Genomic DNA, 23,582 nt, shown 5'->3' on the forward strand with positions numbered 1-23,582 from the left:
GTCAACCCTTCACCGCGCCGCCCATGACGGACACGAGTCGTCGTTGCACGAGGATGAAGAACACCAGCACCGGGATGGTCATCAGGGTCGAGCCCGCCATCACCGCGCCCCAGTCGGTGTCCTCCGGTTTGAAGAACACGAGGATCGCCAGCGGGAGCGTCTGGTTCTCGGTGTTGGAGATGATGAACGTCTTCGCGAACAGGAAGTCGTTCCACGCGTGGATGAACGCCAGCACGCTGATCGCCACCAGCCCGGGCGCCACGAGCGGGAAGAGGATCTGCCAGGTGAACCGCATGCGGCTCGCCCCGTCGATCTTTGACGCCTCTTCCAGTTCCTGCGGTACCGCGGCGACGAAACCGCGAAGCATCCAGATCGCGAACGGCAGGCTGAACGCCAGGTGCACCAGGATCAGCGAGCCGAGATGGTTGGTGCCGAACGCCGGCGCGACGTCGCCGACCGACCGCATCAGGAAGAACAGCGGGATGGTCAGCGCCTCGACCGGCACCATCTGCGCCACCAGCACCATCACCAGCAGCACGGTCCGGCCCTTGAAGTTGAACCGCGTCAGCGCGACCGCCGAAAGGAACGAGAGCAGCAGCGACAACGCCACCACCACGACGGCCACGATCACGCTGTTCAGGAAGAACATCGCGAAGCCTTCGCCGCTGAGCACCCGTTCGAAGTGTTCGAGTGTCGGCGTGAGCGTCCAGGGCCGGGGGTTCTCCGCCTGGATCTGCCCGGTCGGTTTGAACGCCGAAAGCACCATCCAGTACACGGGGAACGCGACCATCCCCGCGATCACCACGCAGACGATCTCGGCGATCAGCCTGCCGGGCTTGTGAACCCGGCGTCCTGTCGTCACACCCATCCGGCGCTCCGGCGTTGGGACCGGACGTACAACCCGGTGATGGACAGCAGCAGCAAGGTCATCACGACTCCGAGCGCCGCGCCGAGACCGTATTCCTGTCCGGCGAAGGCCTGTTGATAGGCGAAGACGTTGAGCACGAGGTTGCGCCCGGCCACGCCGCCGCCGTTGGTCATCACGTAGATCTGGGTGAAGATCTTGAAGTCCCAGATGATCGACTGGATGGTGGCGATGGTCAGCAGTGGCCGCACCATCGGCAGCGTGATCGACCAGGTGGTGCGCCAGGTCGACGCGCCGTCGAGGTACGCGGCCTCGATGACCTCTTCCGGCACGCCCTTGAGCCCCGCGTACATCGTCACCATGACGAACGGGAACGAGCACCAGATGACCTCGGCGGCCACCAGCCCGAACGTGCTGTACGTGTCGAAGGTCCAGGAGTGGTTCGCCATCCCGGTGAACCCGAGGCCCGAAAGCACCTCGTTGACCAGGCCGAAGTCCGCGTCGAACAGGAACAGCCAGACGTACGAGCCCGCCATCGCGGGCGTCGCCCATGCCGCCAGCGCCGCGAGGAACAGCGGAACGCGCGCCCAGGCGCGGACCCGGGTCGCCAGCACGGCGAGCCCGGTTCCGAGCGCCAGGCTGCCGACGACACAGACCGCGGTGAACCCGAGCGTCTTGGCCAGCACCTCCCAGAACTGGAGGTTCTCCAGCAGTTCGACGTAGTTCCCGAAGCCGAGGAACACCAGCGGCGCGTTGCCGACCGCCTGCGGCTGGCCGTAGTCGTAGAACGAGATCAGGACGAGCTGGTAGATCGGGTACACCAGCATCGCGAGCAGCAGGATGCCACCGGGAGCCAGGTAGAGCAGGGCGGCCCGCCCGTCCCGGCGACGGCGGGGCGACCGCCGGGCCGGGACGGCCGGAGCCGTGGTGCGGGCGATTTCCTTGGTGACCACTTAGCCGAACGCCTTGTTCATCTCGGCGGCCGCGGCGGTCAGCGCGGCGGCGGGATCCTTGCCACCGGTCGCGATCTGCTGGATCGCGGTGGGCAGCACGTTCTGCGCGTCGATCTTCGACCACGCCGCGGTGGCGGGGACGAACTTCGTGCCCGCGGTGAGCGTGTCGACGAACGGCTTGACCGACGGGTCGCTCGCGGCGAGCTTCTGCTGGACGCTGCCGAGCGTGGGCAGGTTGCCCATGGCGACGTACATCTTCTCCTGGTACTTGGCGCCACCGAGGAGCTGGGTGAACTCGACCGCGAGGCTCTTGCGCTTGGTCGCGTTGAACACGCCGAGCAGGTTGCCGCCCGCGAACGCCGGGGCGATCTTGCCCGCCTCGGTGCCGGGGAGCGGGATGATCGCGTACTTGCCCTTCACCTGGCCCGCCTCGACGGCCTTGCGGTTGAAGTCACCACCGATCGACATCCCCGCCTTGCCACCGGCGAACGCCGTGATGCTCTGCGTCCCGGTGAGGTTGGCGCACTGTTCGGGCGGGCAGATGTCCGCCTTGAGCAGGTTCGCGTACGCGGTCACGCCTGCCTTGGCCTGCTCCGAGTCCATAGTGGACTTCCACTTGCCGCCGTCCTGCTTGGCGATCTCGCCGCCGTGGGCCCACAGGTAGGGCAGCATCGCGTAGGTGTACTTGCCGCCGACGGAGATGCCGTACAGCTCCGGCTTCTTGGCGCGGATCGTCCTCGCGGTTTCGGTCAGCTCCGCCAGCGTGGACGGCGGCTTGAGACCGAGTTCGGCGAAGATGTCCGTCCGGTAGTACAAGGCGCGGATGCCGGTGAACCACGGAAGCCCGTAGGTCTTGCCGCCGGATTTCGCGGTCTCCAGTACGGCGGGCAGGATGTCGGCGCCTTCCTTCCACGCCGACAGGTCGCCGGTCAGGTCGGCCAGCGCGCCCGTGGCGGCGTAGCTGGAGACGTCGGTGTTCCCGAACTCGGCGACGTCCGGCGCGCTGGCCGGATCGTTGAAGGCGCCGGAGAACTTGTCCGCGCGGCCCTCCACCGGGATCCACTGGACGTCGACCTCGACGCCGGAGTGTGCCGCCTTGAACTCGGCGATCGCCTCCTTGACCGCGGCCTCCTTCGGCGCGCGGTTGGCCTCGTCGAACAGCCAGACCCGGACCGTGCCGGTCTTCTCGTCACCGCCGCCCGCGGCCGGGGTGTTCTGGGCGGGCGCGCAGGCCGTGACGAGGCCGACCGCCGCGAGGCCCGCGATGAGGACGCGAGTTCTCATGGGTTTCTCCTTAGGCGAAAAAGACGGAATTGACTTGGGGGAGCGCCAGTTTCCCGGCGACGGCCCCGGGAAGGCCGGTGCCGGGATCGCGCGGCAGCCAGCTGAGCGTGCCGGACTTGTCGCTCGAGACGTAGAACCAGCGCTCGGTCGGGTCGAGGGTGAAGTGCCGCGGGTACACCCCGCCGACGGGCGCGTTGTCCAGCAGCTTCAAGGACTTCCCGTCCTCGCTGACGCCGAACGACGCGATCGTGTCGGAGCCGCGCACGGAGGCGTAGACGAACTTCCCGTCCTTGGACGTGGTGATCTCGCCCGGGTACTGCTCGCCGGGGGTGCCCGCGGGAACGGCCGGGACGACCTGCCCGGCGGTGAGTTTCCCGGTCGCCGGGTTCCACGCCGCGACGGTCACCTCGGCACGCAGCTCACCGAGGATGTAGGCGTATTTGCCGTTCGGGTGGAACGCCAGGTGCCGCGGCCCGGCGCCCGACGGGAGTTTCAGCTGCTGGTTGAGCTTCAGTTTCCCGGTGGCGACGTCGAGTTTGTAGACGTAGACCGAATCCGCGCCGAGGTCGACCGCGAGCACCCACTTGCCGGTGGGGTCGTTGACGACCTGGTGCGCGTGCGCCTGACGCTCGGCGCCCTTGTGCTGCGCCAGATCGACGACGTCGCCGAGTTTCCCGCCCGCGAGGATCGGGAGGACGACGACGCTGCCGCTGCTGTAGTTCGCGGCCAGCACGTACTTCTGGCTCGAATGGACGCTCAGATGGGTCGGGTGCTGTCCCTTGGCCGATTTCTTGTTGAGCAGCTTGGGTTTGGCCGGATCGGCCAGGCTGAACGCGGAGATCTGGCCGTTCTCGTCCTCATTGGTCACGTAGAGCGTCTTGCGGTCGGCGCTGAGGTCGAACCAGGAAGCGTTGCTCACTCCCGGAATCGTCCGGTCGACGACCACGGCGTTCGTGGCCGCGTCCCGGTGACCGACATCGAGCCCGCGCCCGGAACTGGTGTAGCTGCTGATGTAGATGGCCCCGGTTCCCTTCGGTCCGCAGGTTTGTTCGGAAGCGTTCGCGAGGTGGGAACCGAGAACGGTGGTGAGTCCAGCCGCTCCGACGGCGCCGAGGAAGGTGCGTCGATCCAGTCCGGTCATCGTGATCTCTCCCAGTCGTCAGGTGGTTTAAACCACTGCCATGAGCAATGCTGCCACGCCGAAACCGGAAACGGAAAGGACGGTTTCCAATACGGTCCAGGTTTTCAGGGTCTCCGGCACGGTCATGTTGAAGTACCGCGAGATGATCCAGAAACCGCCGTCGTTCACGTGGGAGGCGATGATCGAGCCCGCCGAAATCGCGACGACCAGCAGCGCGAGCTGCATCTGCGAGTAGCCCAGCGTCGCCACCGTCGGTGCGACGATGCCGCTCGTGGTCACGATCGCGACCGTCGCCGAACCCTGTGCGATGCGCATACCGCAACTGATGACGTACGCCGCCAGGATGACCGGGAGGCCGGCGTTGTCGAGCGAACCCGCGACGGCCTTGCCGATCCCGGTGGCGGACAGCACGGCGCCGAAGAACGCGCCCGCGCCGACCACCAGCAGGATCATCGCGACCGGGCGCAGCGACTTCGCCGAAAGCTCGCTCAAATCCTTGCCCGTCAAGCCGCGGCGCAGCCCCAGCAACCAGGACGCGAGCAGCACCGAGACGGTCAGCGCGACCGCCGGGGTACCGATGAACGCGGCGACACCGGCGGCCGCGGAGGCCTTGGGAAGCCAGATGCTGCCGAAGGTCCCGGCGAGGATCAGCACCAGCGGGACCGCGATGATCCCCAGCACCAGCCCGAGCGACGGCGGGTTCGTCTCCTTTTCGCCTTCTTCCTCGGCGACCAGGAATTCCGCGGGAACGGCCACGTCGACCCGCTTGCCGATCCACGTCGAATACAGCACACCGCCGACGAGGAACGCGGGAATACCGCAGACCAGGCCCATCAGGATGATCCAGCCGAGTTCGACGTGCAGCAGACCGGCCGCGGCCACCGGGCCGGGGTGCGGCGGGAGGAACGCGTGGGTGATGGAAAGCCCGGCGAGCAACGGCAACGCGTACAGCACGAGCGAACGGCCGCCCTGTTTGGCGGCAACGTAGACCAGCGGCGCCAGCACGAAGATGCCGATGTCGAAGAACACCGGGATGCCGAAGACGAAGCCCGCGAGCCCCATCGCCAGCGGGGCCCGCTTCTCACCGATGGCGCGCAGCAGCGCGCTGGTGAGCACCTTCGCCCCGCCCGAACGCTCCAAAATGGACCCGAGGATCGTGCCGAGCCCGATGATCGCGGCGATATGGCCGAGGATCCCGCCGAATCCCTTCTCCAGCAGGGAATCCGAGGCCTTCTGCGCGGAGCCGACGATCTGGACGACCGGCAGGCCCGCGGCCAGCGCGGTCAGCAGGCCGACCACGATCAGCGCGATGAAGGGCTCGAGCTTGACCTTGATGATGAGGAACAGCAACACCGCGATCGAGACGGCGGCGAGGGTCAGGAGACCTCCCGTCGAATGTTGGAGCCAGTCGATCATCGGGCACTCCCGGGGTTCCGCAGTGAATGACCGGCGAGGGCGCCGGTCGGTTGACCATCGTCGATGGCGGCGACACCGTTGACGAAGACATAGGGGATACCGGCGGCCTGCTGCCGCGGCTCGTCGAACGTGGCGGTGTCGGCGACGGTTTCCGGGTCGAACAGCACGAGATCCGCCGCGTATCCGGCGCGGACGAGACCCCGGTCGGTCAGCCGCAGGCGCTGTGCCGCGCGGCCGGTGAGGTGGGCGACGCATTCGGCGAGTTCGAGGACGCCGAGTTCGCGGACGTAGCGCGCGAGGTAACGCGGGAACGTGCCCCAGGCGCGGGGATGCGGCCGCGCGCCGACGAGCAGCCCGTCGCTGCCGCCGGTGTGGGTGCGGTGGCGCATGATCGCCTGGACGTTCTCCTCGTGCCCGACGTGCATCAGGCAGGACGTCCCGAGCTTCTCCGAGAGCAGGACGTCGAAGTACAGCTCCGCGGCCGGCTTCCCGGCCCGTTGTGCCGAAGCGGCGACGGAATGCCCGACGAGGTGGGAGTTCTCGTCGCGGCGGACGCCGTTGATCTCGATGGCCTCCCAGTCGATCGGCACCCCGTGGGCGCCGTCGGAACCGGTTTCCTCGATCTCGGCGCGGATCCGCTCACGGGTGTCCACATCGGACAACCGGGCCAGCGTGGCGTCGAGCCCGCCCTCGGTGGCCCAGCTCGGCAGCAGCGCGGAAAGGTAGGTGGCGCCGGGAAGGTAGGGATAGGTGTCCAGCGTGATGTCGCAGCCGTCGTCGAGCGCCCGGTCGAGCAGCTCCAGCAGGTTCGACGCCTTGCCCTTGTTCACCGAGAAGTTCATCGTGGCGTGCGCGAGGTGCAGCGGACAGCCCGAACGGCGGGAGACGTCGACCATCTCGCCGAACGCCTCCAGCGCGCCCTTGCCGTAGCTGCGATGGTGCGGGCTGTAGAAGCCACCGCGCTCGCCGACGACCTGGCACAGCTCGACCAGTTCTTCGGTGGTCGCGTACATGCCCGGTGTGTAGGTGAGCCCGGACGACATGCCCATCGCACCCTCGGCCAGCCCGGTCGCGATGAGTTCCTTCATCGCGTTCATCTCGGCTTCGGTGGCGGGCCGGTCTTCCCAGCCGACGGTGAGCATGCGGACGGTGCCCTGCGGCACCAGGTAGGCCGCGTTGACCGCGACCCCCGCGTCGAGCCGGTCGAGGTACTCGCCGACGGAACGCCAGTTCCAGTCGAAACCGGCCGGATCGTCGTTCCAGCCTGCCAGCTGCTGGCGTAGTGCGGCGAGGACCTCGTCGTTCACGGGCGCGTAGGAGAGCCCGTCCTGCCCGAGCACCTCGGTCGTGACGCCCTGGGAGAGCTTCGCGAGGTGATCCGGATTGGCGAGCAACTGGAGGTCGGAATGCGAATGCATGTCGATGAACCCGGGCGCGAGCACGAGTCCTTCGGCGTCGATGGTGCGGCGGCCCGAGAGCGAGCCGGGTTCGGCGACACTGGCGATACGGCCGTCGGAGATGCCCACGTCATGCCTGGTGAGCGGATCCCCGGTGCCGTCGGCGACCAGTGCGGAGCGGACGACGATGTCCATGGTGATTCTTCCTCTGCGGCGGTGGAGGACGGATCAGAAATGGGTGCGGACGAAATCGAGCACGGTCTCGCCGTCGGGGCCGACGACCGGGATCAGGGGCCATTTGTCGAAGACGGTGCAGGGATGGGACAGCCCGAGGGCGATCCAGTCCCCGACCTCGACCGGTGACGACGCGGGCAGGGTGAGGAAGGCGTGCTGGTCGTTCATCTTCTGGATGGAATGACCTTCGAGCGCGGACGTCTGCCCGTCGCCCTTGCGGATGAGGCGCGGCTCGGGCATGCCCTCGTCGAACGAGGCGTCCCGTTTGCCGATGGTGAGCAGCGCGAGTTCGTCCGTCGGCTTCGACGTCACCTGTGCCCAGGCACGCAACGCGGACCGGAAGGAGGCGACGCCGCCGATGCGCGGGTGCTCGCCCAAGGGCGAGATCACGCGGTAGAAGCCGTCGTCGTGGGTCACGTAGGCGCCGCTGCGGAGGATTGGCAGGACCTCCAGGCCACCCCAGTCCTTGGTGAGCTCGTCGGCGACGCGGTCGAAGTACGCGCTGCCGCCGCCGGTCACGATGATCTGCCCGGCGTCGTCGAGCAGGCCCTTGGCGTGGAAGGCGAAGACGAGTTCGCGCAGACCATCCACATAGGAGCTGATCAGCCGGAGCGACTTTTCGTCCGTGTGATGGGAAAGCGCGCCCTCGTAGCCGCCGGAACCGCGTAGCCGCAAGACCGGGCTCGCGTGCGCGGCCTCGGCCACGGCGAGCGCGGTCTCGGTGTCGCGGACACCGGTGCGGCCGCCCTCGGCGCCAAGCTCGACGAGCACGTCCACCTTCCTGCGGGCCCCGCGCAGGGCTTCGGTCATCAGTTCGACACCGCGGACCGAGTCGACCCAGCAGACGAACTCGAAGTCGTCGTCGGCGTCCAGCTCGGCGGCCAGCCACTTCAGACCGGACGGATCGAGCAGCTGGTTCGCCAGCAGGATGCGGGAAACGCCGAACGCGCGGTAGATCCGGAGGTGGCCGGCGTTCGCGCAGGTGATACCCCACGAGCCGTGCTTCAGCTGCCGCTCGAACAGCTGCGGCGCCATCGTCGTCTTGCCGTGCGGGGCCAGCGCGACCCCGCGTTCGGCGCACCAGTCCGCCATCGTGCGGAGGTTGTGCTCGACGGCCTCTTCGTCGAGGACGACGAACGGTCCGAGGAAGCCGTCTTCGAACAGCTTCGCGCCGCGGGCGGCGGCTTCGCCGATCGTGAGACCGGACAGCGAGGGCGCGACGGAGCGGAAGCGCCAGTCGACGCGCTCCTCCCGGACGGCCGCGACCGCGGCGGAATCGATGGTGCCGGCTTGGAACATGAGGGTCACCTCGGTTGCGTATGTTGCAACGGACGTTGCGCATATTGCGTGGGATAGGTGTAGCATCCGGTCCGCTGGAGGTCAACGGCGTGACGATGAGGAGACGCGGAAGTGACAGGTGAGCTTCGGCCGCCCGGGAATCTTTTGATCTTTTGGGGTCGCGCCCTTTCGGCCGGAGGCCCCGTCATCGCGATGGCAGGGCGCTTGCCGAACGCGAGGCGATGCGATTCCGTGACGTGCGCCCCGGCAGCGGGATGGCGGTCGGCGCGATGAAGAGCACTGACGTTTTGTGCATCGGGGAGTCGATGGCCTTGTTCGTGCCGGCCGAACCCGGGCCGCCCGACGAGGTACGTAAGTGGGTGCGAAGCATCGGAGGGGCCGAATCGAACGTCGCCTGCCATCTCCCCGCGCTGGGTTTCACCAGTGCGTGGGTGAGCGCCGTCGGCGACGATCCGTTCGGCCGCGCGTTGGTGCGCGAAATCGGCGCGGCGGGGGTGGACGTCAGCGCGGTCGTGGTCGATCCGACGCGCCCGACCGGGCTCTACATCAAGGAGAGCGGCGCGGACGGCAGTCCCGTCCGCTACTACCGCAAGGGCTCCGCCGCGTCCGGAATGGACGCCGGGCTCCTGGGGAAACTCGATCTCGACGGTGTCCGCGTGATCCATCTGTCCGGGATCACGCCCGCGCTGTCGGACGGCTGCCTCGACCTGGTGCGGGCGCTGATGGAACGACCCCGTGGCCGCACGCTGATGTCGTTCGATGTGAACTTCCGGCCCGCGCTGTGGACCGACCGTGACCCGTCGGTGCTGGCAGGCCTGGCCGCCCGCGCCGACATCGTGCTGGCCGGCGAGGACGAGGCCGAGCGGGTGTGGGGGACCGGCGATCCGGCGCGGCTGCGCGCCGCGGTGCCCGGACCGAAGACGCTGGTCGTCAAGCACGGGGCACGCGGGGTCACGTTGATCGAAGGCGACGAAACACCGCTGTTCTCGCCCGCGCTCCAGGTCGACGTCGTGGAACCAGTCGGCGCCGGTGACGCCTTCGCGGCCGGATTCCTCGCCGCCACCCTGCGCGGCGACGACCCCGCGACCCGGCTGCGACGCGGCCATCTGCAGGCCGCGGCCACCCTGCTGACCCACGACGACGTGGGCACGCCGCTGCCCGGATCCGTCGTCGGAGCACTCCTCGGAGCGGATGAGGCAGCATGGGCGTCGGCCAAACTGACGGACAAGGGAGTGGTGGGCGGATGAGCCAGAGCCTGGACAGGGCGCTCACGCTGCTGGGCGGGCTCGCCCGCGAGCCGAAGACGCTCGACCAGCTCGCCGAGGAGATCGGCGTGCACAAGTCGACCGTGCTGCGCCTGCTGCGCACCCTGGAGGCACACCACTTCGTGCGCAGGGAGGGGCAGCGGTACTACCGGCTGGGCAGCGCGCTCTTCGACCTCGCCCAGCAGGCGCTGGAGGACCGCGACGTCCGCCGCACCGCCCAATCCGCGCTCGCCGGGCTCAACGCGCGCACCGGGCACACCGTGCACCTCGCGTCCTATGAGGACGGGGAGGTCGTCTACATCGACAAGTTCGAGGGCAGGCATTCGGTGCGGATGTATTCCCGCATCGGGAAACGCGCGCCGCTGCACTGCACCGCCGTCGGCAAGGTGCTCGTCGCGGCGATGACACCGGAGAAGCAGGCGGACGTGGTGTCGAGGATCGACTTCTTCGTCCGCACGCCGAACACGATCACCACGCCCGAGGCCTACGAGAAGGAGCTCGCGCTCGTCGCCGACCGCGGCTACGCGGTGGACAACGCCGAACACGAGGACTTCATCCACTGCGTCGCCGCGCCCGTCCGCGGCCCGGGCGGCGTGGTGCTCGCCGCCGCGTCGGTGTCGGTGCCGAAGGTGCTGCTCGACTACGACGGCCTGATGGCGCTCGTGCCGGAGCTGATCGCCGCCACCGAAGAAGCTTCCGTCCACAGTGGATGGACGGGGAACCGAAAGGGGAAGTTGGAATGAGCAAGACCGCGATCAGCACGGAGAACGCGCCGAAGCCGGTGGCCGCGTTCTCGCAGGCGGTCCGCAAGGGCAACATCCTGCAGGTGGCCGGCCAGGTCGCCTTCGACCCGGCCACCGGCGCCATCGTCGGCGAGACCGTCGGTGAGCAGACCGAGCAGACCTTCAAGAACATCGAGGCGGTGCTCGAGGCCGCCGGTTCGAGCCTGGCCGACGCGATGATGGTGCGCGTGTACCTGACCGACGTCGACCACTTCGGCGCGTTCAACGAGGTCTACAACAAGCTGATCGGCGAGGCGTCGCACCCGGCCCGCACCACCGTCTACGTCGGCCTGCCCGCCGGCCTGCTGGTGGAGATCGACGTCCTGGCCGTCACGGACTGACCCCGCGCCTCGTGAGTGGCAAGGACGGTTAGAACCGTCCTTGCCACTCACGAGGTCACAGGACGCTCGTGTACCCGTTCAGCGCGGGCTGCCCGCCCAGGTGCGCGAAGAGCACGTTCGAGTCTCGCGAGATCTCGCCGCGGGAAACGAGGTCGAGCAGTCCCGCCATGGACTTGCCCTCGTACACCGGATCGGTGAGCACTCCCTCCAGCCGCGCCAGCGTGCGGATCGCGTCCAGAGTGGACTCGTCCGGGATACCGTAGATCCCGGCGTGATAGCGCTCGTCCAGTTCGACCTCGCCGATCCCGCCCGCGCCGATCAGCTCGGCGGTCGCGCGGGCGATGCGGGTGATCTGGTCACGCGTCTCCGCCGGTTTCGCCGAGCCGTCGATGCCGAGGATCCGTCGCGGCTTCCCGGAAAGCGCGGCCCCGGCGATCATTCCCGCCTGCGTGCTGCCGGTGACCGAGCAGACGACCACCGTGTCGAAGAAGACGCCGAGTTCCGCCTCCTGTGCTTCGAGCTCGACGATCCAGTTCGCGAAGCCCAGCCCGCCGAGGCGGTGGTCCGAACCGCCCGCCGGGATCGCGTACGGCTTCCCGCCGCCGGCTTCGATCTCCTTGACCGCGTTCTCCCAGCTCTCCTTGAAGCCGACGCCGAACCCGGCTTCGACCATCCGGATGTCCGCGCCGAGGATGCGCGAGAGCTGGATGTTGCCGACCTTGTCGTACATCGGGTCGTTCCAGTCGACCCAGCTCTCCTGCACCAGCACGGCGTTGAGCCCGGCCCGCGCGGCGGCCGCGGCGACCTGGCGGGTGTGGTTCGACTGCACGCCGCCGATCGAGATCAGCGTGTCCGCGCCCTGGGCCAGCGCGTCGGCGACCAGATATTCGAGCTTCCGGGTCTTGTTGCCGCCGAACGCGATCCCGGAGTTGACGTCCTCGCGTTTCGCCCAGACCTTCGCGCCGCCGAGATGGGCGGTGAGCCGTTCGAGCGGGTGAACGGGGGAGGGGCCGAACAGCAGCGGGTAGCGGGGGAAGTCGGCGAGGGTCATGGCGTCTCCAGGAGGTCTTCGAGTTCGGTCCAGATGGTGGCGGTGATCGCGCAGGCCGCGTCGACGTCGCCCGCCTCGATGGCGTCGGCCAGCTCCGAGTGACGTTGGACCGACCGGTGGGCGGGCAGGGAGCCGAAGCGGGCGTATTCGAGACGGCGCAACAGCGGGGTGTAGCGGGCCAGCGTCGCGGCGATAGCCCGGTTGCGCGCGGCGGCCACGGGGACGTCGTGCAGTTCGTCGTCGGCGGCGATCGCGGCCGCGATGTCCCCGGCTGCGATCGCGTCGGCGAACCGGGTGTTGGCCGCGCGCATCGCGGCGACCTCCGCCGGTCCCATCCGCGGGGCACCCGCCCGGACCGCGAACTCGTGCAGCGTGCGCACGAGCTGCAGAGCGTCCCGGACGTCGTCGGGCACGAATCCCGCCACACGCGTGTAGCTCTGCGGCTTCGACTCGACGAGGCCGTCCTCGATCAGCCGCAGCAACGCCTGGCGCACCGGCGCCCGGGAAAGCCCCAGCTGCTCGGCGAGGTCGCCGTCGCGCAGGTTCGTGCCCGGCGGCAGCGTCCCGTCGATGATCGCCCGCCGGATGTTCTCGTACGCCTCGTCCCTGAGGAGGGACCTCGGTACCTTCGCTAACCCACTCACATCTGAAATGTTAGTCGACGACGAGGCGGAAGTACATGAAGGCCCCTTCTCTGCACCTAGGCGCAAGGAAGGGGGCCTTCATGTACTCGAGGGGCTAGTAGACCGGTCCCGTGTACTTTTCGCCCGGGCCCTGGCCCGGCGCGTCCGGCACGGCCGAAGCCTCGCGGAACGCCTTCTGCAGCGACTGCAGGCCGTCGCGCAACGGGCCGGCGTGCAGGCCGAGGTACTCTGCCGAAGCGGTGACCAGCCCGGCGAGGGCGGTGATCAGGCGACGGGCCTCGTCGAGGTCGCGGTGCGGTGAGTTGGCCGGGTCCTCGTCCGCGAGGCCGAGACGTTCGGCGCCGGCGGAGAGCAGCATGACGGCCGCCCTGCTGATCACCTCGACGCTCGGGATGTCCTCCAGGTCGCGGACGTCCGGGGAATACGGGGGTTGCTGAACGGGTTCATCTGACACGTCTGGTACCCTTCCACGAGCGACCAGCCTCCGAGCGATCGGGGGCGGCAAGTGGAGCCCCGCTCCCACCCGTGTCACCGCCGCAACACCAGGTGTCCGGGTCCGGTCTCGCCAAGACGATTTCGGGCGTCGAGGCGGTGTGTTCGGTTCTGGAGATCGAACACGATCGGAAAGAGTGGGCCCCGCGTACCGCACGGTACCGGGGCCTTAGGTATGTGGGCACCAGGTCGAAACGGTAGAAGAATTTACCTCGAACCAGGGAGGCCCCATCAGCTCCGAGACACGCATCAACGACCGAATCCGGGTACCGGAGGTCCGCCTCGTCGGGCCGGCCGGTGAACAGGTCGGCATCGTCCGGATCGAAGATGCGCTGCGGCTGGCACAGGAGAACGATCTCGATCTCGTCGAGGTCGCCCCGCAGGCACGCCCGCCCGTATGCAAGCTCATGGACTTCGGCAAGTTCAAGTACGAGAGCGCGCAGAAGGCCCGCGAGTCCCGCCGCAACCAGCAGCTCACCGTCATCAAAGAGCAGAAGCTGCGGCCGAAGATCGACCAGCACGACTACGAGACCAAGAAGGGTCACGTGTCGCGCTTCCTTGCGGCAGGCAACAAGGTCAAGGTCACGATCATGTTCCGCGGTCGCGAGCAGTCCCGGCCGGAACTCGGGTTCCGTCTGCTGCAGAAGCTCGCCGACGAGGTGACCGAGCTCGGCTTCGTCGAGTCGTCGCCGAAGCAGGACGGTCGCAACATGATCATGGTGTTGGCCCCGCACAAGAACGTGAAGCCGCAGAAGGCCGCGAAGGCAGCCAAGGACGAGTCGTCCGAGCCGCCCGCCGACGCGTAGCGCCGACCAGCACATGTCAGCGGCACACCGGGAACAACCGGTGTGCCGCCGCACGGAAGAGGACAACGTAATGCCGAAGATGAAGACGCACAGCGGGACGTCCAAGCGTGTCCGCGTCACGGGTTCGGGCAAGCTGCGCCGCCAGAAGGCCGGCCGCCGCCACCTGATGGAGAAGAAGTCCAACAGGCTCACCCGTCGCCTCGAAGGCACGACCGAGATCGCCAAGAACGACGTCGGCCGCGTCAAGCGCCTTCTCGGCCGCTGACACCCCGCACTTTGTAAACGCCGGGCGCGCCAGCGCGCCCCCAGATCGACAGGATGGACCCCAGTGGCACGCGTCAAGAGGGCTGTCAACGCCCAGAAGAAGCGTCGCGCGACTCTCGAGCTCGCCAGCGGCTACCGCGGCCAGCGTTCGCGGCTGTACCGCAAGGCGAAGGAGCAGACGCTTCACTCGCTGAACTACGCCTACCGGGACCGTCGTGCCCGCAAGGGTGACTTCCGCCAGCTGTGGATCACCCGCATCAACGCGGCGGCCCGCGCCAACGGCGTGACCTACAACCGGTTCATCCAGGGCCTCAAGGCCGCGGGTGTCGAGGTCGACCGCAAGATCCTCGCGGACCTCGCCGTCAACGACGCCGCCGCGTTCACCGCGCTGGCCGAGCTGGCCAAGGCGAACGTGAACACCGAAGAGAAGAAGTCGGCCTGACCGGCGACAGCGCTCTTCCGCAACCCGGGGCGGCTCCGTTCACCGAACGGACGCCCCGGGTTGTTGCTGCGCGCAAGCTCACCCGCCGGGCCGAGCGCGAGAAGACCGGCCGGTTCCTCGCCGAGGGCGCGAACGCGGTCGAGGCGGCTCTCCAAAACGGCGGCAAGGTGTACGAGCTGTTCGTGACCGAGCGCGCCGCCGCGCAGCACGAGCGGCTGCTCACCGTCGCACGCGAGGCGGGCGTGCCCGTCTCGCCGATCACCGATCGCGCCGCCGACGGATTGTCCGAGACCGTGACGCCGCAAGGCATCGTCGCGGTCTGCGCGCTCGTCGACCGTCCACAAGAGACCGTCCTGAAGCCGGGTGCGAAACTCGTCGTCGTCCTCGTCGACGTCGCCGACCCCGGCAACGCGGGGACCGTGATCCGGGTCGCGGACGCCGCCGGCGCCGACGCGGTCGTCCTCGCCGGGGACACCGTCGATCCGCACAACGGCAAATGCGTCCGCGCGGCCGCGGGTAGCCTGTTCCACCCCGCCATCACCCGGATCCGGGACGTCGACGCGGCCTTGAAGGCCTGCTCCGCAGCCGGACTCCGCACCTTCGGCGCGCACGGCTACGCCGACACCGAGCTCGACCAGGTGACCTTCGACGAGCCCACCGCGTGGGTCTTCGGCAACGAGGCGCACGGACTGCCGCAGGCGGTACTGGAGACGGTCGACCTCGCGGTCAAGATCCCGATGTACGGCCGCGCGGAGAGTCTCAACCTCGCGACGGCCGCCGCGATCTGCGTGTACACAAATGCGATGGCCTCACGAGCCGCGACCACGTAGAGTCGCGGGCAGTACGCCGTCGCAGCACGACACCAAGGGAGCTCTCATGGAACGCAGTGTTCGTTCCAGCACCTTGTTTACGGCGTAGAGCGCGGTTTTCGCACTTCCGAGTGACGGTGTGCCCAGCCCGAGGGTGATCGGGGGCGCCCGTTCGCTGTCCCATAGAATTCAGCAGCTGCTAAACCCATGTGTGCGCTCGCGTGCACCGGACCAGTCCCAGCGGACGCCGAGGAGTTATGTCCGAAGCCAACGACAAGCAGGACCCCCAGGCGGGAGCGCTCGCGCCGGAAACGTTGACGGCCGCCGTCAAACAGGCCGAGACGGATTTCGCGGCCGCGGCGGATCTCGACGCGCTGGCCGCGGTCAAACCCGCCCACCTCGGGGACCAGTCTCCGCTGCTGCTCGCCCGCCGTGAGATCGGCGCCCTGCCGAAGCAGGAGAAGGCCGAGGCGGGCAAGCGGGTCAACGAAGCACGCCAGACCATCCAGGCCGCCTTCGACGCCCGCCGCGCCGTGCTCCAGGCGGAACGCGACGAAAAGGTGCTCCGCGAGGAGGCCGTCGACGTCACGCTCCCGTGGGACCGAGTGCCCCGCGGCGCCCGGCACCCGATCGCGACCCTGTCGGATCGGATCGCCGACGCGTTCATCGCGATGGGCTACGAAATCGCCGAAGGCCCGGAGCTCGAAGCCGAGTGGTTCAACTTCGACGCGCTGAACTTCGGCAAGGACCACCCCGCGCGCCAGCTGCAGGACACGTTCTACCTCGGCGAGGAGGACTCCGGCCTGGTGCTGCGGACGCACACCTCGCCGGTGCAGGCCCGCACGCTGCTGCACCGCGACCTGCCCGTGTACGTCGTCTGCCCCGGCCGCACCTACCGGACCGACGAGCTCGACGCCACGCACACCCCGGTGTTCTCGCAGGTCGAAGGGCTCGCGGTGGACAAGGGCCTGACGATGGCGCACCTCAAGGGCACCCTCGACGCCTTCGCCCGCGCGATGTTCGGCGGGACCTCGAAGACCCGCCTGCGCCCGCACTTCTTCCCGTTCACCGAGCCGTCGGCCGAGGTCGACGTCTGGTTCGAGGAGAAGAAGGGCGGTCCCGGCTGGGTCGAATGGGGCGGCTGCGGCATGGTCAACCCCAACGTCTTGCGTGCCTGCGGCGTCGACCCCGAGGTCTACTCGGGCTTCGCCTTCGGCATGGGTATCGAGCGCACCCTGCAGTTCCGCAACGGAATTCCGGACATGCGCGACATGGTGGAGGGCGACATCAGGTTCACCCTGCCCTTCGGAACGGAGGCCTGAGTGAAGGTCCCAGCCAGCTGGCTGATCGAACACCTCGACGTCGACGAGGAGGTCACGGCCCAGGATCTGGCCGACGCCTTCGTGCGCATCGGCATCGAGGTCGACGACGTCCGGGAACTCGAACCGGTCACCGGCCCGCTCGTGGTCGGCCGCGTCGCCGAGATCGAGGAGCTCACCGAGTTCAAGAAGCCGGTCCGGTTCTGCCGGGTCGACGTCGGCGAATCCGATGACGACACGGACAAGCCCGACGAGAGCCTCGACGAAGACGAGGACGACGACGAAGGCCCCTTCGAGGACGAAGGCCCCACGGGGATCAAGACCCGCGGGATCATCTGCGGTGCCACGAACTTCGCCGAGGGCGACCTGGTCGTCGTCGCGCTGCCCGGCGCCGTGCTGCCCGGCGGTTTCGAGATCGGCTCGCGCAAGACCTATGGCCGCCTCAGCGACGGCATGATCTGCTCCGCGAGCGAACTCGGCATCGGCGACGACCACTCCGGCATCCTGGTGCTGCCGCCGAGCACGGCCAGCCCGGGCGAAGACGCGAACAAGCTGCTCGGCCTCGAAGACACCGTCCTCGAGGTCACGCCGACCCCGGACCGCGGGTACACTCTGTCGGTCCGCGGCCTGGCCCGCGAGCTGTCCAACGCGCTCGACGTCCCGTTCGGCGACCCGGCGTCCATCGAGGTCCCCGAGGCCGAGAGCGACGTCTGGCCGGTGCACCTCGAAGACACCGAGGGCTGCAAGCGGTTCGTCCTGCGCCGGGTCAAGAACCTCGACGCGACCGCGCCGACGCCGTGGTGGATGCGCCGCCGCCTGATGCTCGCGGGTATCCGGTCGATCTCCCTCGCGGTCGACGTGACCAACTACGTCATGCTCGAACTCGGGCATCCGCTGCACGCCTTCGCGACCGGTTCGGTCAAGGGCGATCTGGTGGTGCGCAAGGCGAAGCCGGGCGAGAAACTGACCACTTTGGACGATGTCGAGCGCACGCTCGACGCGGACGACGTGGTGATCGCCGACGACAGCGGGGTCATCTCGCTGGCGGGCACGATGGGCGGCGCGTCGACCGAGATCACGCCGGAGAGCACCGACGTGCTGCTCGAAGCGGCGCACTGGGACCCGTCTTCGATCAGCAGGACGGCCCGCCGTCACAAGCTGTTCTCCGAGGCCGCCAAGCGGTTCGAGCGCTACACCGACCCGCAGTTGTGCGCGGTGGCCGTCGAATTCGCCGCGCGCCTGCTGCGTCAGTACGGCGAGGGCTCGATCCTGCCCGGCCGCACCGACGAGGGCGGCGTCGAGCCGAACGCGCCGGTGACCATGCCGATCAGCCTGCCCGACCAGGTGGCCGGGGTGCGCTACGAGCGCGGTGTCACGGTCAAACGGCTTTCGCAGATCGGGTGCAAAGTCAACGTCGGCACGTCGGAGGACGGCACCGCACTGGTGACCGCGGTCCCGCCGAGCTGGCGTGGCGACCTGGTGCAGCCCGCCGATCTGGTCGAGGAGGTGCTCCGGCTGGAGGGCTACGACAGCATCCCGTCGGTGCTGCCCGACGCCCCGGCCGGCCGCGGTCTCACCGACACGCAGCGTCGCCGCCGCTCGGTCGCGCGTGCGCTGGCGGAGAACGGCTACGTCGAGGTGCTGCCCTTCCCGTTCGTCTCGGACTCGGTCTGGGACGCGTTCGGGCTGCCCGAGGACGACGTCCGCCGCAGCACCGTCAAGGTCCGCAACCCGCTGGAGGCGGACAAGGACCGGATGGCGAGCACCTTGCTGCCGGGGCTGCTGGAGACGCTGCAGCGCAACATTTCCCGTGGTTTCAAGGATGTCTCGCTGTTCCACATCGGACAGGTCGTGCTGCCCGGGCCGAACCCGATCCCGATGCCTTCGCTCGGGGTCGACCGTCGGCCGACCGACGAGGAGCTCGCGGTACTGGAGGCGGCCGTGCCGCCGCAGCCGCTGCACGTCGCCGTCGTGCTCGCGGGCCAGCGCGGTCGCGCCGGCTGGTGGGGCGAGGGCGAACAGGCGAACTGGGCCGACGCGGTACAGGCCGCCAGGCTGGTGGCGCAGGCCTCCGGTGTCGAGCTGACCACGGCCGCGGCGGATCAGCCGCCGTGGCATCCCGGCCGCTGCGCGCAGCTGCGGGTGGGGCAATGGCCCGTCGGTTACGCCGGTGAGCTGCACCCGAAGGTCGTCGAGGCGCTCGGGCTGCCCCCGCGCACTGTCGCGATGGAACTCGACCTGGACGCCATCCCGATCCCGGACGACCGTCCGGCGCCGCGGATCTCGGCGTACCCGCCGGTGCTGCTCGACGTCGCCCTCGTCGCCGAGGCGAGTGTGCCGTCGGCGGAGCTGGCCGAGGCGCTGCGCGAAGGCGCGGGCGAACTGCTCGAGGACATCACCCTGTTCGACGCCTACCAGGGCGAGCAGGTGGGCGAGGGCAAGCGTTCGGTGGCGTACAAGCTGCGGTTCCGCGCCGCGGACCGCACGCTGACCGTCGACGAGGCCACCAAGGCCCGCGACGCCGCCGTCGCGGTCGCCGGCGAACGCTTCGGCGCGAGCCTGCGGGCCTGACGCTGTAGTTCCGTGAAGGCCCCCCTTCCCTCGTCCAGCCGCGGGAAGGTGGGCCTTCACGCGCTTCGGGTGTGGCAAAGTGAGGACTTGTGTCACGTCCAGACGGTCGGTTCAGTATCCAAGACATCGCCCGTGCGCGGCTGAGCGACGGTTTCGTCGGCAGGGTCGGGGAACGCGAGGACTTCCGGGACAATCTGGGGTTGTCCGGAGATGACCGGCGTCGCCGGTACCTGTATTCGGTGCACGGTCTCGCCGGGGTCGGGAAGTCCTTCCTCCTAGAGCAGCTTCGGGGTATCGCCGAGGAAACCCGTGCCGCCGTCGGGTTCGCGGACGATCGGCAGCAGGATCTGCCCGCGACCTTGGTCAAACTGGCGAAAGACCTCGCCCGTGGCGGATACGAGATGCGCCGCTTCGAGAAGCGTCACGAGTCCTACCTCAAAGCGAGGGAACGGCTTCACAACGACCCGCAGGCTCCCGCCGCGGGCCGCGCGCTCGTGACGAAGACCGTGGTCAAGGCCGGGCTCGGCGTCGCGAAGACACTCCCCGGCGGAAGTATCGCCGCCGACGCGATCGACGCGGACGCGACGGCGAAACAGCTGGAGCAGCTCCAGGTCTACCTCGCGGCGAAGTTCAAGCGGAAGGCCGATGTCCAGCTGCTCCTCGAACCGGCGGAGGAGCTCACCAAGCCCTTCGTCGAGGATCTCTGGCGTATTCCGGAGAACAGGCAGATCGCGCTGTTCTTCGACACCTTCGAGCGCACCGCGCCGGTCCTGGAGACCTGGCTGCTCGACCTGCTCGCCGGACTGTACGGCGATCTGCCGCAGAACCTGGTGCTCACCGTCGCGGGCCAGTTCCCGCTGGACGAGGCGAACTGGAACCGGCACGCGCCGCTCGTGCGCGAGATCGAGCTCCGGCCGTTCACCGAGCCGGAGGCACGTCGCCTGCTCGCTGAACACGGCATCACCGACGAGCAGGTCATCGAGATCGTGCTGCGGCTGACCGACGGCCTGCCCGTCCTGGTCGCCATGCTGGCGCGCGGGAACCCCGACGGGGTGGACGCCGTCGGCGATCCCAGCGATGACGCGGTCAAGCGGTTCCTGCACTGGGTCCCCGAAAAGTCCAGGAAGGACATCGCCGCGACGGCGTCGTTGCCCCGCTTCCTCGACGAGGACGTCATCGGCGTGCTGACCGGGAAGGAGACCGCGGGGGAGACGTTCCGCTGGCTGCGGGAACTGCCGTTCGTCGGGCGCCGCGAGCTTCCGGTGCGCTACCACCCGGTGGTCCGCGGCCCGATGGTGCGGCTGGAACGCGGGCGTTCGCCGGCCGAATTCGCCGAACGCCACCTCCGGCTCAGCGAGTATTACGAAGGCCGCTGCGCCGAACTCGGCCTGAACAGCCATCGCGACGCCTGGAGCGACGAGCGCTGGCAGAAGAGGAAGCTCGAACAGACCTATCACCGGCTCTGCGGCGCCCCGGCCGACGCGCTGCCGGACGCGCTGCTCGGCGCGGCCGAGATGATCACCAGCGGTATCGCCCCCGCCCGCGCTTGGGCGCGCATGATGGAGCAGGCGGGTGCCGACGCGGACGCGCCATCGGTGCTGGGCTGGGGCCAACGGCTGACCGCCGCGATCGGCGACGGCGAGGGCCCGCGGGAGATCCCGGTGCTCGATCTGCTCGCCGGCGCGGGTGAGCTCGACGCCGCGCGGCTTTCGACGGTGATCCGGCGGCGCGCTTGGGCTTACGAAGGACAAGACGACATCGCCGCGGCGAAACGGGACTTCGACCGTGCTCTCGATCTGAACCCCGCGGACCCGTACCCGTGGAGCGATCGGGGCAACCTGTTCCGCAACGAGGGTGACTGGGAACGGGCGCTGTCGGATCTGAACCGGGCGATCGAACTCGACCCCGGTTACGCCTATTCGTGGCGCGGACGCGGTTCCGCCCGTGCCGAACTCGGCGACCTGGACGGCGCGATGGCGGACCTCGACGAGGCCGTCCGTCTCCAGCCCGACCACACGTGGGCGTACTCGATCCGGAGCGAGGTGCATTTCAAACGCGGCGATATCCGGAAGGCGATCGACGAGATCGAAATCGCGATCAGGCTCGATCCCGACTATGCCTGGGCCGTCCACTACCGGGCCACGCTGCTCGCCGAGCTGGGCGACGACGACGGAGCGCTCGCCGATCATCGCGCGGCCGCCGCCCTGCGCCCCAAGGACGTCTACTACCTGACCGAGCTGGCGTTGTTCCTGGAGCGGACGGAAGACGGGGACGCCGCGTCGGCCGCGTTCGACGCCATCGTCGCGGCGGACCCAGGCAGCGCCAGGGCCCACGCTATCCGGGCTGCTTTCCACCACCGCGGCGAACGGTACCGGCCGGCCGTCGACGGTTTCACCGCCGCGTTGCGGATCGACCCGGAGTACGAGTGGGCGTACTACATGCGCGGCCAGGCGCACCACAGTCTGGACGAGCATCGGACGGCGCTCGCCGACTTCGAACGGGCCATCGAGCTGGCTCCCGACGACGCCGAGAACCATCTGGAGCGGGGGGCGGTGCTCAGCAGGCTCAACGAGACCGGCGCCGCCGTGAGCTCCTTGAGCCGCGCGATCGAACTCGACCCCGGCAACGAGTGGGCACACAGCTGGCGTGCTCTGGCCCACCAGCGCTCCGGCGATTTCCAGGCGGCCCTCGCCGACATCGACGTCGCCATCTCGGCGACTCCGGAGATGGCCTTCTTCCACACCACCCGCGGCGACATCCTCAGAGACCTCGACCGGCACGACGAAGCCCGGGCAGCGCTGGACGAAGGGGTGCGCCTGGGACGAAACGGTGGGTACGCCTTGTACCGGCGCGCCCGCCATCGCTTCCTCTTCGGTGACCTGGAAGGTGCGTTGTCCGACGCGGAAAGCGCGCTGGAAGCAGGACACGACGAGAGCGCCCGCGCCCTGCGCGCGGACATCCGCTGCCGGGCAGGCGAATACGGGGAGGCCATCCGGGAGCTGCGCGAACTGGTCGCCTCGGATCCCGAGGACACCGAATACCGCGAGAGCCTGGGGGAGGCCCTGTTGTTCGCGGGGGAGACCGACGAGGCGGAGGCGTTCCTGGCTCCGCTCGCGCCGGACTTCGGCTGGGCGCACAACCTCCTCACCCTCGTCTGGCTGAAGACCGGGAAGACGGAAGAAGCCCACCGGGCGCTGAACGAAGGTCTCGACAAGGCCACCGCCCGGATCTCGACCGGCGCCTTCGACTGGGACGACCAGCTCCAACCGCTCTTCTATCTTCTCGTCCTCGGACGTGAGGAGGAGATGACCCGCGACCTCAAGGCCCTGCTCGAGAAGGGCCCGCCACAGGCGACGCGCTTGGAGCTGCTTCGCGATCTCAAGGAGCTACGAGTGCTCTTGCCCGAACTCGGCGGAGTGATCGAGGAACTCATCGCCCTCATCCCCAGGCCGGTGCTCACCCTCCCAGGTGCTTGAGCGCCTCCCTCCTGGACAGCGTGGACAGTGCCGGATGCGCGGCGACGAACGCGCGCACCCAGTCCGGCTCGGTCTTCGCGTACTCGCGCAGAGCCCAGCCGATTCCCTTGCGCAGGAAGAAGTCCTTGTCGTCGATATTCGCCTCGACGGCACGGGTGAGCAGGCCGGTGTCCGTTCCGCCCTTGGCGCCGATCTGGCAGATGACCGCCGTGCGGCGACGCCACCTGTCCTCGTCGTAGGCCCAGGTCAGCATCAGCGTGGTCACCGTGTCCGGTTCCGCGCGGAGGATCGGCCCGACCCGGCGGATGGCGACTTCGTCCACATAGTCCCACCACGCGCCCGTCACGATCATCTCCTCGTACAGGCCGAGCAGATCGACGTCCTGCCAACGGGCGTACGCGCGATGCCCGGAAAGAGCGATCGCCGCATAGCGCTCTTCCCGGAACTCGGCCTCCCGCCACAACGTGAGTATTGCCGTCGAAAAGCTCACACGATCGGGTAACGGATGTTCGGTGTAGACCCGCTTCAGCAAGGCGGCCCGTGGCGGGGACGCCACACCGAGGAACGGCATTTCCGACTTCATGTACGCCCGCATCGACGGCGCTTTCCCCGGATCGGCCAGCGCGGCCAAACCGTTGCGAACCGCCGAAACCAGGCTTTTCACCTCGTCCACGCGTGCTCCTTTCCCCAGCGGGCGCCGCGAGCGTACGACAGGGGACCGACAAGACTGA

21 protein-coding genes are annotated in these 23,582 nt (G+C 68.7%); 10 read left to right on the forward strand and 11 right to left on the reverse strand.

Features of this window, described 5'->3' with window-relative positions; all coding sequences use genetic code 11:
- Position 1 precedes the first annotated feature (1 nt).
- Genes ACFWIW_RS06505 through ACFWIW_RS06535 form a run of 7 tightly spaced genes read right to left on the reverse strand, consistent with a single transcriptional unit; the run spans position 2 to position 8,589 of the window.
- A complete protein-coding gene (locus tag ACFWIW_RS06505; protein ID WP_240593161.1) occupies positions 2–868 on the reverse strand; it encodes a carbohydrate ABC transporter permease in 867 nt (288 codons plus the stop codon).
- Entirely contained in the window at positions 859–1,818 is a 960-nt protein-coding gene (locus ACFWIW_RS06510; RefSeq protein WP_378367472.1) for a carbohydrate ABC transporter permease, read from the reverse strand. Before ACFWIW_RS06510 ends, ACFWIW_RS06505 begins: the two co-directional genes overlap by 10 nt.
- A complete protein-coding gene (locus ACFWIW_RS06515) occupies positions 1,819–3,102 on the reverse strand; it encodes an extracellular solute-binding protein (protein WP_378367473.1) in 1,284 nt (427 codons plus the stop codon).
- Positions 3,103–3,112: 10 nt separating this feature from the next.
- Positions 3,113–4,243 (reverse strand): lactonase family protein, encoded by a 1,131-nt coding sequence (locus ACFWIW_RS06520; protein ID WP_378367474.1) that lies wholly within the window; start codon positions 4,241–4,243, stop codon positions 3,113–3,115.
- A 27-nt stretch (positions 4,244–4,270) separates the two neighbouring features.
- Positions 4,271–5,659 carry a GntP family permease gene (locus tag ACFWIW_RS06525; protein ID WP_378367475.1) on the reverse strand — a complete coding sequence of 463 codons (1,389 nt, stop codon included), beginning with the start codon at positions 5,657–5,659 and terminating at the stop codon, positions 4,271–4,273.
- Entirely contained in the window at positions 5,656–7,251 is a 1,596-nt protein-coding gene (locus ACFWIW_RS06530) for an amidohydrolase family protein (RefSeq protein WP_240593157.1), read from the reverse strand. The genes ACFWIW_RS06525 and ACFWIW_RS06530 overlap by 4 nt, the downstream gene beginning before the upstream one ends.
- Before the next feature lie 33 nt (positions 7,252–7,284).
- Positions 7,285–8,589, reverse strand: a complete 1,305-nt coding sequence (locus ACFWIW_RS06535; RefSeq protein WP_378367476.1) for an amino acid deaminase — start codon at positions 8,587–8,589, stop codon at positions 7,285–7,287.
- Positions 8,590–8,858: 269 nt separating this feature from the next.
- Between ACFWIW_RS06535 and ACFWIW_RS06540 the strand changes: the two genes are divergently transcribed.
- The 3 genes from ACFWIW_RS06540 to ACFWIW_RS06550 are packed head-to-tail and all read left to right on the forward strand — an operon-like array spanning position 8,859 to position 10,977.
- On the forward strand, positions 8,859–9,836 hold the full coding sequence (locus ACFWIW_RS06540; protein WP_378367507.1) for a sugar kinase: 978 nt from the start codon (positions 8,859–8,861) through the stop codon (positions 9,834–9,836).
- Entirely contained in the window at positions 9,833–10,597 is a 765-nt protein-coding gene (locus ACFWIW_RS06545; RefSeq protein WP_072026456.1) for an IclR family transcriptional regulator, read from the forward strand. Before ACFWIW_RS06540 ends, ACFWIW_RS06545 begins: the two co-directional genes overlap by 4 nt.
- Positions 10,594–10,977, forward strand: coding sequence for a RidA family protein (locus tag ACFWIW_RS06550; protein WP_378367477.1), 384 nt, complete (start codon positions 10,594–10,596; stop codon positions 10,975–10,977). The genes ACFWIW_RS06545 and ACFWIW_RS06550 overlap by 4 nt, the downstream gene beginning before the upstream one ends.
- 55 nt (positions 10,978–11,032) lie before the next feature.
- Here ACFWIW_RS06550 and ACFWIW_RS06555 read toward each other — a convergent pair whose 3' ends face one another.
- The 3 genes from ACFWIW_RS06555 to ACFWIW_RS06565 form a co-directional block, all read right to left on the reverse strand.
- Positions 11,033–12,028, reverse strand: a complete 996-nt coding sequence (locus ACFWIW_RS06555; protein WP_378367478.1) for a 1-aminocyclopropane-1-carboxylate deaminase — start codon at positions 12,026–12,028, stop codon at positions 11,033–11,035.
- Positions 12,025–12,672 carry a GntR family transcriptional regulator gene (locus ACFWIW_RS06560; RefSeq protein WP_378367479.1) on the reverse strand — a complete coding sequence of 216 codons (648 nt, stop codon included), beginning with the start codon at positions 12,670–12,672 and terminating at the stop codon, positions 12,025–12,027. Before ACFWIW_RS06560 ends, ACFWIW_RS06555 begins: the two co-directional genes overlap by 4 nt.
- Positions 12,673–12,766: 94 nt before the next feature.
- A complete protein-coding gene (locus ACFWIW_RS06565; protein ID WP_037313143.1) occupies positions 12,767–13,126 on the reverse strand; it encodes a DUF1844 domain-containing protein in 360 nt (119 codons plus the stop codon).
- A 268-nt stretch (positions 13,127–13,394) separates the two neighbouring features.
- Between ACFWIW_RS06565 and infC the strand changes: the two genes are divergently transcribed.
- From infC to ACFWIW_RS06600, 7 genes are all read left to right on the forward strand, one after another.
- Positions 13,395–13,970, forward strand: a complete 576-nt coding sequence (gene infC, locus ACFWIW_RS06570) for a translation initiation factor IF-3 (protein WP_051071860.1) — start codon at positions 13,395–13,397, stop codon at positions 13,968–13,970.
- Between the two features lie 70 nt (positions 13,971–14,040).
- Positions 14,041–14,235 carry a 50S ribosomal protein L35 gene (gene rpmI, locus ACFWIW_RS06575; RefSeq protein ID WP_007028043.1) on the forward strand — a complete coding sequence of 65 codons (195 nt, stop codon included), beginning with the start codon at positions 14,041–14,043 and terminating at the stop codon, positions 14,233–14,235.
- Positions 14,236–14,298: 63 nt separating this feature from the next.
- Positions 14,299–14,676, forward strand: a complete 378-nt coding sequence (gene rplT / locus ACFWIW_RS06580; RefSeq protein WP_005163284.1) for a 50S ribosomal protein L20 — start codon at positions 14,299–14,301, stop codon at positions 14,674–14,676.
- Positions 14,673–15,506: a TrmH family RNA methyltransferase gene (locus ACFWIW_RS06585; RefSeq protein WP_378367508.1), complete on the forward strand. Its 834-nt coding sequence runs from the start codon at positions 14,673–14,675 to the stop codon at positions 15,504–15,506. Before rplT ends, ACFWIW_RS06585 begins: the two co-directional genes overlap by 4 nt.
- Before the next feature lie 236 nt (positions 15,507–15,742).
- Positions 15,743–16,807: a phenylalanine--tRNA ligase subunit alpha gene (pheS, locus tag ACFWIW_RS06590; protein WP_378367480.1), complete on the forward strand. Its 1,065-nt coding sequence runs from the start codon at positions 15,743–15,745 to the stop codon at positions 16,805–16,807.
- The gene (pheT, locus tag ACFWIW_RS06595; protein ID WP_378367481.1) at positions 16,808–19,375 is read left to right on the forward strand and encodes a phenylalanine--tRNA ligase subunit beta; all 2,568 of its coding nucleotides are present in this window, start codon (positions 16,808–16,810) and stop codon (positions 19,373–19,375) included.
- Between the two features lie 89 nt (positions 19,376–19,464).
- Positions 19,465–22,851 (forward strand): tetratricopeptide repeat protein, encoded by a 3,387-nt coding sequence (locus ACFWIW_RS06600; protein ID WP_378367482.1) that lies wholly within the window; start codon positions 19,465–19,467, stop codon positions 22,849–22,851.
- On the opposite strand, the gene ACFWIW_RS06605 is transcribed toward ACFWIW_RS06600, so the two are convergent.
- Complete coding sequence (locus ACFWIW_RS06605; RefSeq protein ID WP_378367483.1) at positions 22,832–23,524, reverse strand: DNA alkylation repair protein; 693 nt, start codon at positions 23,522–23,524, stop codon at positions 22,832–22,834. The two genes, ACFWIW_RS06600 and ACFWIW_RS06605, sit on opposite strands and share 20 nt — an antisense overlap.
- Positions 23,525–23,582: the final 58 nt, after the last annotated feature.

Origin of the sequence: Amycolatopsis sp. NPDC058340 (assembly GCF_042723975.1) — a bacterium.
Classification (GTDB): domain Bacteria; phylum Actinomycetota; class Actinomycetes; order Mycobacteriales; family Pseudonocardiaceae; genus Amycolatopsis.

What these genes read in the sequence shown, in the direction of transcription:
- rpmI (WP_007028043.1), top strand. Translation starts at nt 14,041, where the DNA reads ATGCCGAAGATGAAGACGCACAGCGGGACGTCCAAGCGTGTCCGCGTC.
- ACFWIW_RS06550 (WP_378367477.1), top strand. Translation starts at nt 10,594, where the DNA reads ATGAGCAAGACCGCGATCAGCACGGAGAACGCGCCGAAGCCGGTGGCC.
- ACFWIW_RS06545 (WP_072026456.1), top strand. Translation starts at nt 9,833, where the DNA reads ATGAGCCAGAGCCTGGACAGGGCGCTCACGCTGCTGGGCGGGCTCGCC.
- ACFWIW_RS06505 (WP_240593161.1), bottom strand. Translation starts at nt 868, where the DNA reads ATGGGTGTGACGACAGGACGCCGGGTTCACAAGCCCGGCAGGCTGATC.
- ACFWIW_RS06515 (WP_378367473.1), bottom strand. Translation starts at nt 3,102, where the DNA reads ATGAGAACTCGCGTCCTCATCGCGGGCCTCGCGGCGGTCGGCCTCGTC.
- ACFWIW_RS06540 (WP_378367507.1), top strand. Translation starts at nt 8,859, where the DNA reads ATGAAGAGCACTGACGTTTTGTGCATCGGGGAGTCGATGGCCTTGTTC.
- ACFWIW_RS06555 (WP_378367478.1), bottom strand. Translation starts at nt 12,028, where the DNA reads ATGACCCTCGCCGACTTCCCCCGCTACCCGCTGCTGTTCGGCCCCTCC.
- ACFWIW_RS06535 (WP_378367476.1), bottom strand. Translation starts at nt 8,589, where the DNA reads ATGTTCCAAGCCGGCACCATCGATTCCGCCGCGGTCGCGGCCGTCCGG.
- pheS (WP_378367480.1), top strand. Translation starts at nt 15,743, where the DNA reads ATGTCCGAAGCCAACGACAAGCAGGACCCCCAGGCGGGAGCGCTCGCG.
- ACFWIW_RS06520 (WP_378367474.1), bottom strand. Translation starts at nt 4,243, where the DNA reads ATGACCGGACTGGATCGACGCACCTTCCTCGGCGCCGTCGGAGCGGCT.
- ACFWIW_RS06530 (WP_240593157.1), bottom strand. Translation starts at nt 7,251, where the DNA reads ATGGACATCGTCGTCCGCTCCGCACTGGTCGCCGACGGCACCGGGGAT.
- ACFWIW_RS06525 (WP_378367475.1), bottom strand. Translation starts at nt 5,659, where the DNA reads ATGATCGACTGGCTCCAACATTCGACGGGAGGTCTCCTGACCCTCGCC.